Genomic DNA, 15,441 nt, shown 5'->3' with positions numbered 1-15,441 from the left:
TTAGATAAAACATCTTAATAAAGGAGAAACTATGCAAAAGATAGAATTATTAGCACCAGCAGGTGATTTAGAGAGACTAAAAACAGCTTTTATATATGGAGCAGATGCTGTATATATAGGAGGAGAAATATTTGGAATGAGATCTGCTGCTAAAAACTTTAATAAAGAAGATATGGCAGAAGGCGTAAAATTTGCTCATGAAAGAGGTAAGCAAGTATTTGTTACTGTTAATATAATACCTAGAAATGAAGAGTTTGAACAGTTAGAAGCTTATTTAAAAGAATTAGATGAAATAGGTGTTGACGCTGTTATAGTAAGTGATCCAGGAGTATTTAGTGTAGTAAGAAGAGTTTTACCTAATATGGAAATACATATAAGTACTCAAGCTAGTACAACTAATGCTGCTTCAGCAACTTTTTGGTATAATCAAGGAGCTAAAAGAGTTGTTATGGCAAGAGAATTATCTTTTAAAGAGATACAAGAAATAAGAGAAAACAGTCCTAAAGATATGGATATAGAAGCTTTTATACATGGAGCTATGTGTATGTCATATTCAGGAAAGTGTGTAATTAGTAATTATACTACAGGGAGAGATGCAAATAGAGGAGCTTGTGCTCAATCATGTAGATGGAAATATACTTTAGTTGAAGAAAATGAAAATGGAGATTATGAAAAAGTATTAGATGATATAGATTCAGAATTTTTCTTTAATACGAAAGATATGTGCATGATAGAGTATGTCCCTCAAATTATAGAAAGTGGGATAAATAGTTTTAAAATAGAAGGAAGAATGAAAACTGCTTATTATGTTGCAACTACTGTAAGAGCATATAGAATGGCAATAGATGAATATATAAAAGATCCAGAAAATTGGAAGTTTAATCCTATGTGGTTAGAAGAATTAAAAAAAGGTAGTCATAGACATTTTAGTACTGGTTTTTACTTAGGAAAGACATCTACTAAAGATCAAAATTACGAATCTGCTTCATATGTTAGAAATTATGATTTTATAGGTGTTGTCAGAGGTCATGATAAAGAAAATGATTTAGTTATAGTAGAACAAAGAAATAGAATGTTTGTTGGAGATGAGATAGAAATAATAGGACCGTATAAAGAGACTATGTATGCAACTATTTTAGAAATGTATAATGAAGATGGTGAGCCAATTGAATCAGCACCTCATGCTAAGCAAATAGTAAAAATGAAATTAGATATTGAGGTAGAAGAAAATTATATGCTTAGAAAGCCTATAACATCAATAAATGTATTATAAAAAAAATCTGGGAATTTTTTAAAATTTCCAGATTTTTTTATTAGAAATAAATTAATAGAAAATTAAGTCTATATCATAACTTTAAATAAAAGTAATATGTATTAACTTTGTCTTATATATTATTAATAAAGAATTAAATTATTAATATATAGGAGTGATTGAAATTTTTAAAAATACAAAAGAAGTTATATTGTTATCTGGAGCTTATATATCTGTATGTATAGGCTCTGGATTTGCTACTGGACAAGAGATATTACAATTTTTTTCATCACATGGGAGCAAAAGTATATTATTAGGAATTTTATGTTTAATAATAATGGCGTACTGTGGAACTAAATTATTTGAAATAGGAAAATCCGTTAGTCTAAAATACAGTAATGATATCTTTGTTTATTTATTTGGAGATTTTATAGGCAACATATTTAAAATAATAATTCCTGTTTTTTCATTATGTAGTTTTGTAGTAATGATATCAGGGGCTGGAGCAACTATAAATGAATACTATGGAATTAATAAGACTGTAGGGTGCATTTTATTAGCACTAATTTCTATGGTATCAGTTATAATGGGTATTAATAAAGTTTTAGAAATATTAGGTAATATAGGTCCTATGATAGCTATAGTTGCAATTGTTGTAAGTATAATAACTATAACTAATAACTATACAAACTTAGATAACCTAAATTACACTGTAAACTCTTTGAATTTAATAAAACCTATAAACAGCTGGGTTTTATCATCTTTAGTATATAGCGGATTAAATATAATATTTGCAGCACCTTTTTTAGTAGGAGCAGGAAAAACTGCAAAAAGTATAAGAGGATGTAGATATGCTGGGATAATTGGAGGATCAATACTTGTAATATCGGCAATGGCTATAAACCTGGCACTTTTATCTGATTTATCAAATGTATATAATAAGGAAATACCTACTTTATATATGGCTAAACAAATTTCTCCTATTGTTGGAAACCTATTTTCACTAATTTTAATAGGTGGAATATATACAACAGCAGTTCCATTATTATGGAATGTATGCAGTAGTTGTTATATGGAAAAATCTAAGAAATTTAATATAATGGCAGTTAGTTGTACGATTTTAGGAATTTTAGCTGGCAATTTGCCTTTTTCATATCTAGTTAATTTTATGTATCCTATATCAGGATCAATAGGAGTTTTAATAATTTTATCTATAATTTTAAAAAGAAGATAGTTAATCTTCTTTTTTTATTTATATGAAATTCAAAACAAGTTATTATACATATATTAAAATTTATCAAATTATATAATGTTTTGCTGAAATATAGAAGTGTTGTTAAAAATATGTTAACATTAATAATAAAGGGGGAGGTGTCAAAAATTAACTTGAAAGAACTTATTTTCATGGCAATACCAGAGGGAATAGTAATATTTAGTGGATTGAGTATAATTATAGAAAAAAATATAAGAAAAAGAGATATATTTTATATGGGGGTAATATATGCAATTATATGTTTTTTTATAAGAAATATTACTCCAATAGGATTAAACTCCATAATTTCAAATATAGTAGTAGCTGCAATGATATATATATATTCAAAATCAAGTATTCTTAGATGTTGTATAGCTACTATTATAACCATGACAATGTTACTTTTTTTAGAGATGACATCAATATTATTTATAAATTTAATGGGAGTTAACTTAGATTTTATATTAAAAAATCAAGTACTAAAGATATTAGTTTATTACATTCCTATATGTGTAATGTTTATAATTATAAGATTATTTAGGTATAAGAAGTTTTTGAAAGAGATAGATAATAATAGTAAATTATATAGAAGTAAACAAGTAGAAAGATTGGTATTTTATATTAGTTCATTTATTATAATTATAATTGGAATTGTTGTGTTACTTATATATAAAAATAGGAATTTAAAATTTGATACCGAACAGTTTTTAATATTATTTTTAACTTGTTCATTTATACTAATATTAATAGCACTAATGTTAATACTTATAAATTATAATAAAAAGAGAATTTTAAATGATATGGAAATAAATTTGATACAAAATAACTTAAAACAAATGGAAGATACAGTAGATGTTCTTAGACTTCAAAGACATGACTATATGAATCATTTACAAGTTATATTGATGCAAGTTACTAGTGGAAAAAATGAAGATGCAAAAAACTATATACTAGGTCTTTCAACCGATGATACTAGTGGATTTAATTATTTTAGTACAGGTAATTCATGTATAGATGCTGTTTTAAATACAAAAAATAGAAGAGCTTTAAAATATGATATTCAGTTAACTTCATGTATAGATAGTTTATTAGAAGAAGTTGAACTTTCAGATTCTGAATTAAGTGCTATTTTATTAAATATAATTGATAATGCAATAGATGAATTAAAAAAAAGCAAGGATGATTATAAATACATACATGTTGATGTTTATAAAGAAGAAGATTATCACAATATATCTATTAAAAATAATGGAAGAAAAATAGAAGATTTAAATAAAATTTTTGAACTTGGGTATTCTTCAAAAGGAAAAAATAGAGGGTATGGACTATATTCTATAAAACGAATTTTAGAATCATATAATTGTACTATAGAAGTGTATAGTGATGACATTGAAACTGAGTTTAATATAAAGGTTCCATGCCATATAAAAAAAGTATAGTTTTTACTATACTTTTTTTATTCAATAAAACGTAATAATTATCATAGATTTAAAATAAAACCTATTTTTTTAGGAGGATTATTATGTATAAAACCTGTGAATATAGAGAAAAAAAATTTTGTTTTTTTGAAAATAAATTTACAAAAAATAGTGAGTTGATAAAATACGATATTAACTATCCTCAAATAAATATATCTAGCGAATCTCTATATAATAAAGATTATAAAATATATAATATACAAAACATTAATAACAAAATATATAATGATGCGATAAAATTTAAAGAATTACTAGAAAAGATTGCATTAGAACATGAAGAAATTTATAAAGAAAAAGCTTTTAAATATCAGGTTGAAGGGTATACTCAGTTTTTTGTAACATATAATGAAAAAAATACAATAAGTATACTTGTTGAAATATTTATAATTACTAAAGGATTCAATAAAAAATTTTTTTTAAAAAGTTATAACTGGGATATATTAGAAGGAAAAGAATTAAAGCTAAAGGATTTATTTATAAGAAGCGTAGACTATAAAAAGCTTATAAATAATTATATAAAAAATAAAAATTTACTTTTTCATACAGAAAGTGGTTTTGAAGGAATCAGTGAAAATCAAAAATTTTATATAACTAATAATTTTATTATAATATACTTGGAAGAAAGTGAAAAATATCCAGAATATATTTGTATACCTAAAATCAGATTAGAAATCAAAGAGTTTAAAGACTATCTTAATAAAGACTATATTCATATTTAAACTATGAATATTAAGATAAAAAAACGATACACTAAATGTAATAATAAAAAAAGGAGATAATAAAAATGTTTAGTGTAGATTATATTGAGTATGTTGGATACTTAGCATCTATTATAATAGCTATATCATTAATGATGACATCTATTATAAGACTTAGAATAATAAATTCTATAGGATGTTTTTTATTTATTATATATGGTGTTAAAGTTTATGCATACCCTGTTGCTATAGCTAATGCAGTCATTATTTTAATAAATATTTATAATTTATACAAGTTAAAAGGTATTAAAGAATTCAAATAGTTCAAAATAAGAAAATTTATTTTGAACTATTTTTTAGTTAACAAGTAATAACTTATGGACATACTACAAATTTAAATTATCAACATAGATTATATTAAGACATATAAGGGGGGGATTTCGGTTGAATAATAACATGCATTTAATGTATCTTAAATACTTATATAAAAGTGGAGTTATAGAAAAAGATACCTATAAAAGTGCCGTAAGAGATATAACTGATAAAAAAAATAAGCTAATTACTATAAAGTCTAATTTTAATGAAAAGTACGTATCTGTTGATGGCGAGTTTAATGAATTAGCAGCCAAAATAGACACTGTAGAACTTTCAGATAGATTTATACTAAAACACTTGGATGGAAAATTTTTAATACAAACAGAGGAAGGATATTATGTTAAATTAGACTATAAGACTAAAAAACTTTTTGCAGTAGAAACGAATAAATATGATGCTACTAAATTTAAATTAAATATAATAAATGATAAAGAAGTTACTTTACAAACTGAAAATAATGATTATATACAGGTTAATGAGGATAATATTTTAGATGCTAAAGCTAAAACTGAAAATGAAAGAACTAAATTTAAAATAAAAGAAGTAACTAAAATAGCTTACGATAATATTGTAATAATTTCATTATCGCAACAAAGATTTGTAACGGCTATAAATGGTGGAGGTAGTTATTTAGCTGCAACTGAATTTAATCAAACTGTAAATGAAGAATTTACTATTCTTCAATTTTTAGATAATAGTTATGTAATTCAGACAAAAGGTGGATATTATGTAAGAGTTAAAGATGATAGGCTTTTAATTGCAGATACAAAAGAGTTAGAAGAAGCTAGTAGATTTTTGGGTGAAAATTTAAGTGGAGATACAATTATCTTAAAAACTCCAGATGAATATATAGTAAGAGTTAGAGATATAGATAAATACTTAATTGCAGATACTAAAGAAATATCTGATAGTTCTAAGTTTAATATTTACATGTCTACAAATCCATATTAATACTTTTTTAAATTTTAGAATTATTCATATTAAGTTCATATGAAATTCATAAGCAAATAGTAGTATTTAATTAAAGGATAAATACCTCCCGAATAATTAATATTACAACCCTAAAAACAAAACATTAACCCTGAAAATAGATGCATGTATATGCATCTATTTTTTTATGAAGTTTAATTTTAATAATTATTGTATGGATACAAAGACTAAATAAATTCAAAGTGTATCATTAAATAAAAAAATCATATAAAATTTAAGTGTAGATATTTAAAAGGGAGTGATTATTTATGAATAGTAAAATAACTTATATGCCAGGCCCAAGTAATATAAAAGAAAATGTTAGACAGGTTAGATCAAGTATAACAACAAATCCAGATGTAGATGGAGACTTTGTTGAATTTTATAAGAGTACTTGTGATAAAATTGGGAAAATAATAAATACAAAAAATGATATATACATATTAAATGGTGAAGGAATATTAGGGTTAGAAGCTGCATGTGCATCACTAACAGAAAAAGGAGATAGAGTATTAGTAATAGATAATGGAATATTTGGAAATGGGTTTTCAGACTTTGTTAAAATGTATGGGGGAGAAGTAGTTTTTTTTAGAGGTTCTTATAAAAATGGTGTAGACACAAGTAAACTTAGGGAATTTTTAGAACAGGATAGTGATTTTAAATATGCAACGATAGTTCACTGTGATACTCCAACAGGAGTTTTAAATAATATAAAAGATATTTGCACAATGTTAAATAAATACGAAATAATTACTGTAGTTGATTCTGTTTCTGCCATGGTAGGAGAAGAACTTTTAGTTGATGAATGGAAAATAGATATTATTCTAGGAGCTTCTCAAAAAGCAATATCAGCTCAACCTGGATTAACTATTGTTGGAATAAGTGAAAAAGCTAAAGAATGTATAAAAAATAGAAAAAGTAATGTTATGGGATTTTACTGTAATCTTAAAATTTGGGAAAATTATTATGAAATAAAGGAATTTCCTTATACAATGCCAATTAGTGATATTTTAAGCTTGAATGTTGCAATAGATAATATACTAGATGAGGGTGTAACTAATGTTTTAAATAGACACAATAAAATTGCTATTGCACTTAGAAAAGCACTTATAGAGTATGGTCTAGAATTATTTTTAGACTCAGATTATTCAAATACTGTAACTGGAGTTTTAGTACCTGAAAATATAGGAGCTTTAAATTTAAGCGAGTACATAAGGAAACAATATAATATTATAATAGGAACATCATTAGGTGAGTATAAAGATAAAATTTTAAGAATTGGACATATGGGTGAAAATGCACGACTAGAAAGATTAATATATATATTAAATATACTAGATATAAGTTTAAGTAAATTAGGATTTATTGGAAATGGGTGTTTGGTTGAATTGTTTAATAAAAACTATAAATAGAGGGGGGAGATTGCAAAATGGAAGCTCTAAATAAAAATAATCAAAAAATTAGAACAATAGATTTGGTAGAAACCTCTTTACTTATAGCATTAGTATTTGTTGCTACAAGATTTATAAATATAAGATTACCCATAACATCTAATGGGGGTTTAGTTCATTTAGGAAATACTATGTTATTTATATCTGCAATAGTATTTGGAAAGAAAAAAGGAGCTTTTGCAGGAGCCTTTGGCATGGGTTTATTTGATTTACTATCAGAGTGGGTAATTTGGGCACCATTTACTTTTATAATTAGAGGTATTATGGGATATATAATAGGAACTATTGCTTGGTCAAATAGAAAAAAAGGGAATAATATTTTTACAAATATCATAGCTATAATTGTATCAGGAGTATGGATGATTTTTGGATATTTTGTAACTGAACTGATTTTGTATGGAAATCAAATTCAAGCACTAGCATCTATTCCAGGAAACATAACTCAAATAATAATTGGGATTGTTATAGGTGTTCCTATAGCTAAAATATTAAAAAAATACATTAAATAAATTTAGCCTGTGTAAAAAATTACACAGGCTATTTCAAATTGTAAGAAAACCTAATAAATGATATACTTATAAAAAGGTTAATTTTAGAAATCAAATAAATTATATATATAAATTGGTAATTATTTTGAGAGTTATTAGGGGAGATGAGATAGCGTGGATTTTAAAAAATCATATAAGTTAGCTGGAAATGAAATTGGATGTTTATTAATACATGGATTTACTAGTACGCCAGCAGAGATGTATCCATTAGCTAAATTTTTAAATAACAATGGATATACAGTTTATTCTATTCTTTTAAGTGGACATGGAACTAATCATGACGAACTTCTAAAAGTATCTTATATAGATTGGTATAATGATGTTGAAAAGGCATATGAAGAGTTATTATTTGAATGTGAAGAAGTAGTTGTAATAGGACATTCTATGGGAGGTCTTTTAGCTTTAATGTTAGCATCTAACTACCATGTAGATAAACTTATATGTTTAGCGTGTGCACTTAAACCTAATAATAGATGGGTAAAATATACGGGCATTTTAAAATATTTTAAAAAGTATACTGAATGGAAAAGTACAAACAACTATATTGATGATGATTATAGAAAATATAAGTTAAATTATAATGTATTTCCTATACATTCAGTCTATCAATTGTATCTTGCGTCTAGGGCTGCAAGTAGTTGTTTAAAAGGTATAAATTCAGATACATTGATAATACAAGATAAAAATGATTCTCAAGTTAAAAAAGAAAGTGCATACGCATTATACAATGGAATCGCAAGCAAAAATAAAGAACTCGTATGGATAGAAAAGGGGACACATAGCTTAACTTTAGGGCCAAAACACGAAGAGGTATTTGAACAGATTTTAGAATTTATAAAAAGCAATTATCAGAATAAAGCTGAAATAAAATAAAAACAATGAGTGATATCTTATGAGATAGCACTCATTGTTTTTATTTTATTTTAGTAAAAAATTATTTTTACAAATAAGTTAAATAAATATGCTATAATAAAAAGATGCCAAAAAATGAGAGGTGAGAAAGTTGCAACTTAAAGAATTAATAGATGTAGTAATGGAAAGTACAACAAAGTCTATGTGGGCTAGAGGTTATACTTACTATAAAAAAGGAATAGTAGATCAAGTTACTCCACAAATACAAAATGGTATACTTACAATTGATGGAATAATAGGTGCAGATTTCTCAAACGAAATTTACTATACATCACTTGAAATAGATTTGAAAAGAAAGAAAATAATAAAGGCTAGATGCAATTGCATAGATTTTATAAACAATGAAGGGGAAAACTCAAATTTTATATGCAAACACAATGTAGCAACTTTTCTGCTTTATATAGATATGTTACAAAAACAAATAAAAAAACAGAAACAAGATAAAAAGAAAAAGGAAAAAGAACTAGATCCATCTAAACAAATTATTCGTCTTGCAAAGGAAAGATTGACCAAAAGTAGAAAAATAAATATAGATGTGTATCTTTCTCAAAAAAAGGGTAATATAGGGACCTATTATCAAGTTAGCTTTAAAATTGGTAATGAAAGAATGTATGTATTAAAAAGTATTCCTGAATTTATATATTCAAGAAAAGAAAAAAATAATATAAAATACGGAAAAGACTTTGAATACAACCCTATAAATGATTACTTTTCTAAAGAAGATGAAGCAATTGTAAATTTAATGGAAGAATATATAAATATAGATCAAAAGATATATAAAGAATCAAAAAATGACATTAAACTTATAGATGGAAAATATTTAAACATACATGAAAGTGGACTAAAAAAATTATTATCTACGTTAGTAAATAAGGAAATTTTATTTACCTATGATAATACAGATATTTCAAGCATTGTAAAACATGATGATATAGACTTAGATTTCTTTATAAGTGAATCAGAAAATAAATTAATGCTGCAATCTAATAGTAATAAAATTATAAAATTAAATGATAAGGGTGATATACTATTTTTCAATAATATTATATATCTTATCTCAGATAAACAATGCTATAATTATATACCTTTTTATGATGTTTTATGTGAGAATGAAAAAATAGAATTTAAAAATGAGGATGTAGATGGATTATTAAATGGTCTTTTACCTGTACTTAAAAGGGCATCTAACAATATAAGATTTGATGAAACTTTAGAAAATCAAATAAGAAATAATTTAGATGTTAATTTTTATTTTGATAAATCAAATCATGGTATAACTTGTTTTCTTGATTATATATATAAAGATGACAATGAAAATAATAATAAGGGTTATATAATAAGAAACTTTAAAAAAGAAAATGAAATAGAATATATAGTTTGCTCATATGGATTTGAAAGATCTGGAGAGAAACTTATCTGTAAACTTAGCCCCGATGAACTTTATGAGTTTTTTAAAGAAAAAATTTATGAACTTAAGAAATTCGGAGAAATATATTATTCAGATAAACTAAAAAAAGTTAAAGTTTATAAAAGTAGTGATATAAAAGCAAGTTTTAATTTAAATAAACAAAATTACTTAGAATTTAACTTTAATATAGATGATGTAGAAAAATCAGAAATAGAAAATATACTGTCTGCTCTAAGAAATAAAAGAAAATACTATAAGTTAAATAGTGGAAGTTATATAGATTTAGAAGAAGAAAAAATGGTTAAATTCTTAGAATTAGTTGAAGATGTTAAAGATAGAAAAGTAGAAAATGATATAAATATTAATGAGAATAATAATATAAATGAGGTTTCTTATAATTTAGGAAATGAGAATTCTTTATACTTAAAAAACTTTATTGAAGAAAATGAGTTTAATTTTATTGAAGGTTTAGAAAAAATAAATGAAATATCAAAAAAATTTGAGACTATAAGTAAAGTAAATATAGATGCTCCTAAAGAACTAAATGCAAATTTAAGAGAATACCAATTACAGGGTCTTAAATGGTTAAAAACTCTAAGCTACATGGAATTTGGAGGGATATTAGCTGATGAAATGGGATTAGGAAAAACTATTCAAACTATATCTTTTTTACTTTCAGAAAAAGGTAAGAAAAGCTTAGTAGTAGCACCTACTTCTCTTATATATAACTGGAAAAATGAATTTGAAACTTTTGCACCAGATTTAGATGTTTTAGTTTTACATGGGAATAAAAATGAAAGAAAAGAACTATTAAAACAAATTGAAAGTAAAGATGTTATTTTGACAACTTATACAATTTTAAAAAATGACTTTAATCAATTACAAAATTTTACATTTGATTATTGTATAATAGATGAAGCTCAAAATATAAAAAATCCATATTCACAAAATTCAGAAGCTGTAAAACAAGTTAATGCTAAAGTTAAATTTGCTCTTACAGGAACGCCTATTGAAAATAATTTATTAGAGCTTTGGTCTATATTTGATTTTATTATGCCTGGATACTTATACTCAAAAAATAAGTTTCAAGAAAAATTCATAAAGAATCAAGAAAGTTTATGTAATTTAAAGAAACAAATACAACCATTTATGCTAAGAAGATTGAAGAAAGAAGTTTTATCGCAACTTCCTGACAAAATTGAAACGAAATTCTTTATAGAAATGTCAGAAGAACAAAAGAAAGTATATAAAACATACGTGGAAGATATAAAAGAAAAAATGAAATCAACTGACTTTGATAAAGATAAAATTACAATTCTTTCATATTTAACAACTCTTAGACAACTTTGCTTAGATCCAGCTATAAAAGTAGATAATTATAAAGGTGATAGTGGTAAAATAAATGTTTTAAATGAAATAGTAAAAGATAATATACAAAATAATCATAAAATACTTATATTCTCTCAATTTACATCAGTATTACAAAATATAGGTAATGAATTACAAAAGGAAAATATACAATACTTTTATTTAGATGGTAAAACAAATCCAAAAGAGAGAGTTGATTTGGTAGATAAGTTTAATAAAAATGAAAATATAAGAGTCTTTTTAATTTCATTAAAAGCAGGTGGAACTGGGTTAAATCTTACATCTGCAGATGTAGTTATTCATTTTGACCCATGGTGGAATCCTGCTATTGAAAATCAAGCGACAGATAGAGCTCATAGATATGGGCAAAAGAATGTAGTAGAAGTTATTAAATTAATAGCTAAAGGAAGTATAGAAGAAAATATATTAAAACTTCAAGAAGACAAGAAAGAGCTTATTCAAAGCATAATAAGTGAAGATTTTAAAAACGAAAGTTTAATAAAAATGTTATCTAAAGAAGAATTAATTAATCTCATAAGCAACTAAACTACTAATTAATCAATATTTTAAACAATTATTTGGTAAAACGCTTGTATTTAACAAATATATATGCTATTATTATAGTAAATAGTAAAGAAGTGCTGAAAGATTGTGCTTTAATTTTTAGGAGGATTCCATAATGAAACAAGGAATAGTAAAATGGTTTAACAATGAAAAAGGATTTGGATTTATATCTGTAGAAGGTGGAGATGACGTATTCGTACATTTCTCAGCTATACAAAGAGATGGATACAAATCATTAGAAGAAGGTCAAGCTGTTAACTTTGAAATAGTTGAAGGTGCTAGAGGACCTCAAGCTGCTAACGTTACTTTAGCATAATTTATATAATATAGTATATAACACTCCTTAAGTATGCTTGCATATTTAAGGAGTTTTCTTGTTTTTGAAAACTTTTGTTATGAGAATAACGTCTCTTAAAATATACAATTTTTATTCATTAGGAGTTGATAAAATGAATTTAAAATCATTAGATATATTGAAAAAATATTATGGATATACAACATTTAGAAAAGGTCAAGAAGAAATAATAAATAACATTTTAAATGGAAATGACATATTAGCAATAATGCCAACTGGTGGGGGAAAATCTATTTGTTATCAAATTCCAGCACTTATGTTAAATGGTATAACAATAGTTATTTCACCTCTTATATCTTTAATGAAGGACCAAGTAGATACTTTAAAATCTATGGGAATTAATGCTACTTTAATAAATAGTTCTTTATCTAGTTTAGATTTTAACAAGGTAATAAATGGAATAAAAGAAGACGAATATAAAATCATATATATAGCTCCAGAAAGATTAGATTCTTATGAATTTACAAGTATAATAAGATATAAAACTATAAGCCAAATTGCTATAGATGAAGCTCACTGTGTATCGCAATGGGGACATGATTTTAGAGTAAGTTATAGAAAAATTTCTAGTTTTATAAATAGCTTAGAGTCTAGGCCTATTGTAACTGCATTTACAGCAACTGCTTCTATTGAAGTTAGAGAAGATATCATAAGGTTATTAACATTAGACAATCCTAAATTGTTTATAACTGGGTTTAATCGTGAAAATCTTAATATTAAGATAGAAAAATCTTCTAGCAAAAATAAGTATTTACTATCTTATTTAGAAAATCATAAAAGTGAAAGTGGTATAATCTATACTGCAACAAGAAAAGAAGTAGATAAAATTTATGAAGGACTAATTAAAAGAGGATATAGTGCTTCTAAATATCATGCTGGCTTAGGAATTGAGGAAAGAAGATTAAATCAAGAAGCTTTTACAAAAGACAACGTAAGTATAATGGTTGCTACAAATGCCTTTGGAATGGGTATAGATAAACCAAATATTAGATATGTTATACATTATAATATGCCTCAGAGTATAGAAAACTATTATCAAGAGATAGGTAGAGCTGGTAGAGATGGTGAAAAAAGTGAATGTGTATTATTATTTGCTCCAGGTGATGTTCATATACAAAAATATTTGATTGAATTAGGAAGTGAAAATCCAGATAGAAAAAATCTACAATATAAAAAACTGCGAGAAATGTTAGATATAATATATAGTAATGATTGTTATAGAAAAAGTATAATTAATTACTTTGGAGAAGAATTTGAAGGCAATTGTAATAATTGTAGTAATTGTTTAGATACAGGAGAGTTGATTGATAAAACTCTTGATGCACAGAAAGTTATATCATGTATAGCTAGGATGAAAAGAAGTTTTGGAATAACTATGATAATAGATGTATTGAGAGGATCTAAAAATAAAAAAGTGTTACAGTTTGGATTTGATAAATTATCTACATATGGGATAATGAAAGATTATTCACAAGAGGAACTAAAAACTTTTATCAATACATTAATTTCTCATGGATTTATAGATTCTATAGATGGAACATATCCAACTATAAAATTAAATGAAAGCTCTATGAAAATTATAAAAGGAGATATAAAAGTAGAATTTAAGGAAAGTAAGGTTTCTAAAAATCTAGAAGTCTCTAATGAACTTTACGAAATTTTAAGAGAAGCTAGATTTAAAATAGCTAATGAAGAAAAAATTGCACCATACATGATTTTTGGAGATGGAACACTTAGAATTATGGCTAGTAAATATCCTACAAATAGAAATTCTATGCTAAATATATCTGGTGTAGGTGAAATTAAGTATGCTAAGTATGGAAAAGTTTTTGAAAGTATTATAAGTAAATATGTTGACGAAAACAATATAAATAAAACTGTAGATACAAATGAAATTGATTTTATGGAAATTACCACAGATAAAGATTTATACAATATATTATATGATATTAGAAGTGATATAGCTAGTAAAGAAAAAGTATTACCACCAATGATAATATCAAAAAACTCTTTAAAAGAGATTAGTGGTAGATATCCAATTACAGATGAACAATTAAAGGACATTAGTGGTTTTGGACCTGTCAAAGTTGAAAAATATGGGAGTAGAATTTTAGAAGAAGTAGTAAAATATGTAAAAGAAAAAGAAATTGACCCTAACTGGGTTTATAAAAAGAGATTAAAACTAATAATCGATGGAGATAGTAGAAGCAATGAAGAAATTGCTATAGACATGTTAAAAGATGGTGAAAGCCTAGAAAATGTATCTAATGAATTAGAAGTATCAATTTCTACGATATTAGGTTATATTTCAGATATGCTAAAAGAAGGAAAGTCAATTGATTTTGAAATTAATTTAAATAAATATTTTACAAAAGAGGAAGAAGAATTAATAATAAATGTTTGTGAATCACAAGGTATAGATAAAATAAGTATTATAAAAAAGAATTTGCCAGATTATATACGTTATGAATCAATACGTTCAGTTATATTAAAAAAATATTATTCTTTATAAAATACAATCAAAATTGATTGTATTTTTTTATTTTAAAAAAATTCAACAATTTTGAATATATAAATTTTATTTTTTTAGGAAAATATAATTGACATTTCCCTGAAAATGTTATACAGTATATTGTATACAATATGTAAATTGAAAGGGGATTTTGAATATGTTTAAAAAATTAACAGTATTATTAAATGGAGTTTCAAGACAAATATTAGCACTAGAAAGAGTTAATAGTCAAAGATGTATAGCTAAGGAATTAGATACAACAAAAACTATTTTTGAAAATAAAAGATAATACTATGGCT

At 24.8% G+C, this 15,441-nt stretch carries 13 protein-coding genes; all 13 read left to right on the top strand.

The window, feature by feature from the left end; all coding sequences use genetic code 11:
• Positions 1-31 precede the first annotated feature (31 nt).
• Positions 32-1,273, top strand: coding sequence for a peptidase U32 family protein (locus ATCC9714_RS08770; protein WP_055328680.1), 1,242 nt, complete (start codon positions 32-34; stop codon positions 1,271-1,273).
• Positions 1,274-1,427: 154 nt separating this feature from the next.
• A complete protein-coding gene (locus tag ATCC9714_RS08765) occupies positions 1,428-2,486 on the top strand; it encodes a YkvI family membrane protein (RefSeq protein ID WP_155485686.1) in 1,059 nt (352 codons plus the stop codon).
• Positions 2,487-2,623: 137 nt separating this feature from the next.
• Positions 2,624-3,943, top strand: a complete 1,320-nt coding sequence (locus ATCC9714_RS08760) for a sensor histidine kinase (protein WP_192922898.1) — start codon at positions 2,624-2,626, stop codon at positions 3,941-3,943.
• A gap of 83 nt (positions 3,944-4,026) precedes the next feature.
• Entirely contained in the window at positions 4,027-4,701 is a 675-nt protein-coding gene (locus tag ATCC9714_RS08755) for a polysaccharide deacetylase family protein (protein ID WP_057574266.1), read from the top strand.
• 65 nt (positions 4,702-4,766) lie between these two features.
• Positions 4,767-5,003, top strand: coding sequence for a YgjV family protein (locus ATCC9714_RS08750; protein WP_021121252.1), 237 nt, complete (start codon positions 4,767-4,769; stop codon positions 5,001-5,003).
• Between the two features lie 121 nt (positions 5,004-5,124).
• Positions 5,125-6,006 carry a fascin domain-containing protein gene (locus ATCC9714_RS08745; RefSeq protein ID WP_054631555.1) on the top strand — a complete coding sequence of 294 codons (882 nt, stop codon included), beginning with the start codon at positions 5,125-5,127 and terminating at the stop codon, positions 6,004-6,006.
• 287 nt (positions 6,007-6,293) lie between these two features.
• On the top strand, positions 6,294-7,436 hold the full coding sequence (locus tag ATCC9714_RS08740; protein ID WP_057545051.1) for a pyridoxal-phosphate-dependent aminotransferase family protein: 1,143 nt from the start codon (positions 6,294-6,296) through the stop codon (positions 7,434-7,436).
• Positions 7,437-7,453: 17 nt separating this feature from the next.
• Positions 7,454-7,984 carry an ECF transporter S component gene (locus ATCC9714_RS08735; protein ID WP_021121183.1) on the top strand — a complete coding sequence of 177 codons (531 nt, stop codon included), beginning with the start codon at positions 7,454-7,456 and terminating at the stop codon, positions 7,982-7,984.
• A gap of 153 nt (positions 7,985-8,137) precedes the next feature.
• The gene (locus tag ATCC9714_RS08730; protein ID WP_021129639.1) at positions 8,138-8,896 is read left to right on the top strand and encodes an alpha/beta hydrolase; all 759 of its coding nucleotides are present in this window, start codon (positions 8,138-8,140) and stop codon (positions 8,894-8,896) included.
• Between the two features lie 130 nt (positions 8,897-9,026).
• Positions 9,027-12,257 (top strand): DEAD/DEAH box helicase, encoded by a 3,231-nt coding sequence (locus ATCC9714_RS08725; RefSeq protein WP_057574267.1) that lies wholly within the window; start codon positions 9,027-9,029, stop codon positions 12,255-12,257.
• Between the two features lie 133 nt (positions 12,258-12,390).
• A complete protein-coding gene (gene cspD / locus ATCC9714_RS08720) occupies positions 12,391-12,591 on the top strand; it encodes a cold-shock protein CspD (RefSeq protein ID WP_021121202.1) in 201 nt (66 codons plus the stop codon).
• Positions 12,592-12,724: 133 nt separating this feature from the next.
• On the top strand, positions 12,725-15,142 hold the full coding sequence (gene recQ, locus ATCC9714_RS08715) for a DNA helicase RecQ (protein WP_057574321.1): 2,418 nt from the start codon (positions 12,725-12,727) through the stop codon (positions 15,140-15,142).
• Positions 15,143-15,299: 157 nt separating this feature from the next.
• Positions 15,300-15,431 (top strand): hypothetical protein, encoded by a 132-nt coding sequence (locus ATCC9714_RS17725; protein ID WP_021129643.1) that lies wholly within the window; start codon positions 15,300-15,302, stop codon positions 15,429-15,431.
• The last annotated feature ends 10 nt before the right edge of the window (positions 15,432-15,441 follow it).

Source organism: Paraclostridium sordellii (assembly GCF_000953675.1).
Classification (GTDB): domain Bacteria; phylum Bacillota; class Clostridia; order Peptostreptococcales; family Peptostreptococcaceae; genus Paraclostridium; species Paraclostridium sordellii.
Note: the sequence above shows the minus strand (reverse complement) of the source record. Positions and strands in the feature narration are given on the sequence as shown.

Coding starts and splice junctions, on each gene's coding strand:
- ATCC9714_RS08770 (WP_055328680.1), top strand. CDS start 32: ATGCAAAAGATAGAATTATTAGCACCAGCAGGTGATTTAGAGAGACTA.
- ATCC9714_RS08755 (WP_057574266.1), top strand. CDS start 4,027: ATGTATAAAACCTGTGAATATAGAGAAAAAAAATTTTGTTTTTTTGAA.
- ATCC9714_RS08750 (WP_021121252.1), top strand. CDS start 4,767: ATGTTTAGTGTAGATTATATTGAGTATGTTGGATACTTAGCATCTATT.
- ATCC9714_RS08740 (WP_057545051.1), top strand. CDS start 6,294: ATGAATAGTAAAATAACTTATATGCCAGGCCCAAGTAATATAAAAGAA.
- ATCC9714_RS08735 (WP_021121183.1), top strand. CDS start 7,454: ATGGAAGCTCTAAATAAAAATAATCAAAAAATTAGAACAATAGATTTG.
- cspD (WP_021121202.1), top strand. CDS start 12,391: ATGAAACAAGGAATAGTAAAATGGTTTAACAATGAAAAAGGATTTGGA.
- recQ (WP_057574321.1), top strand. CDS start 12,725: ATGAATTTAAAATCATTAGATATATTGAAAAAATATTATGGATATACA.
- ATCC9714_RS17725 (WP_021129643.1), top strand. CDS start 15,300: ATGTTTAAAAAATTAACAGTATTATTAAATGGAGTTTCAAGACAAATA.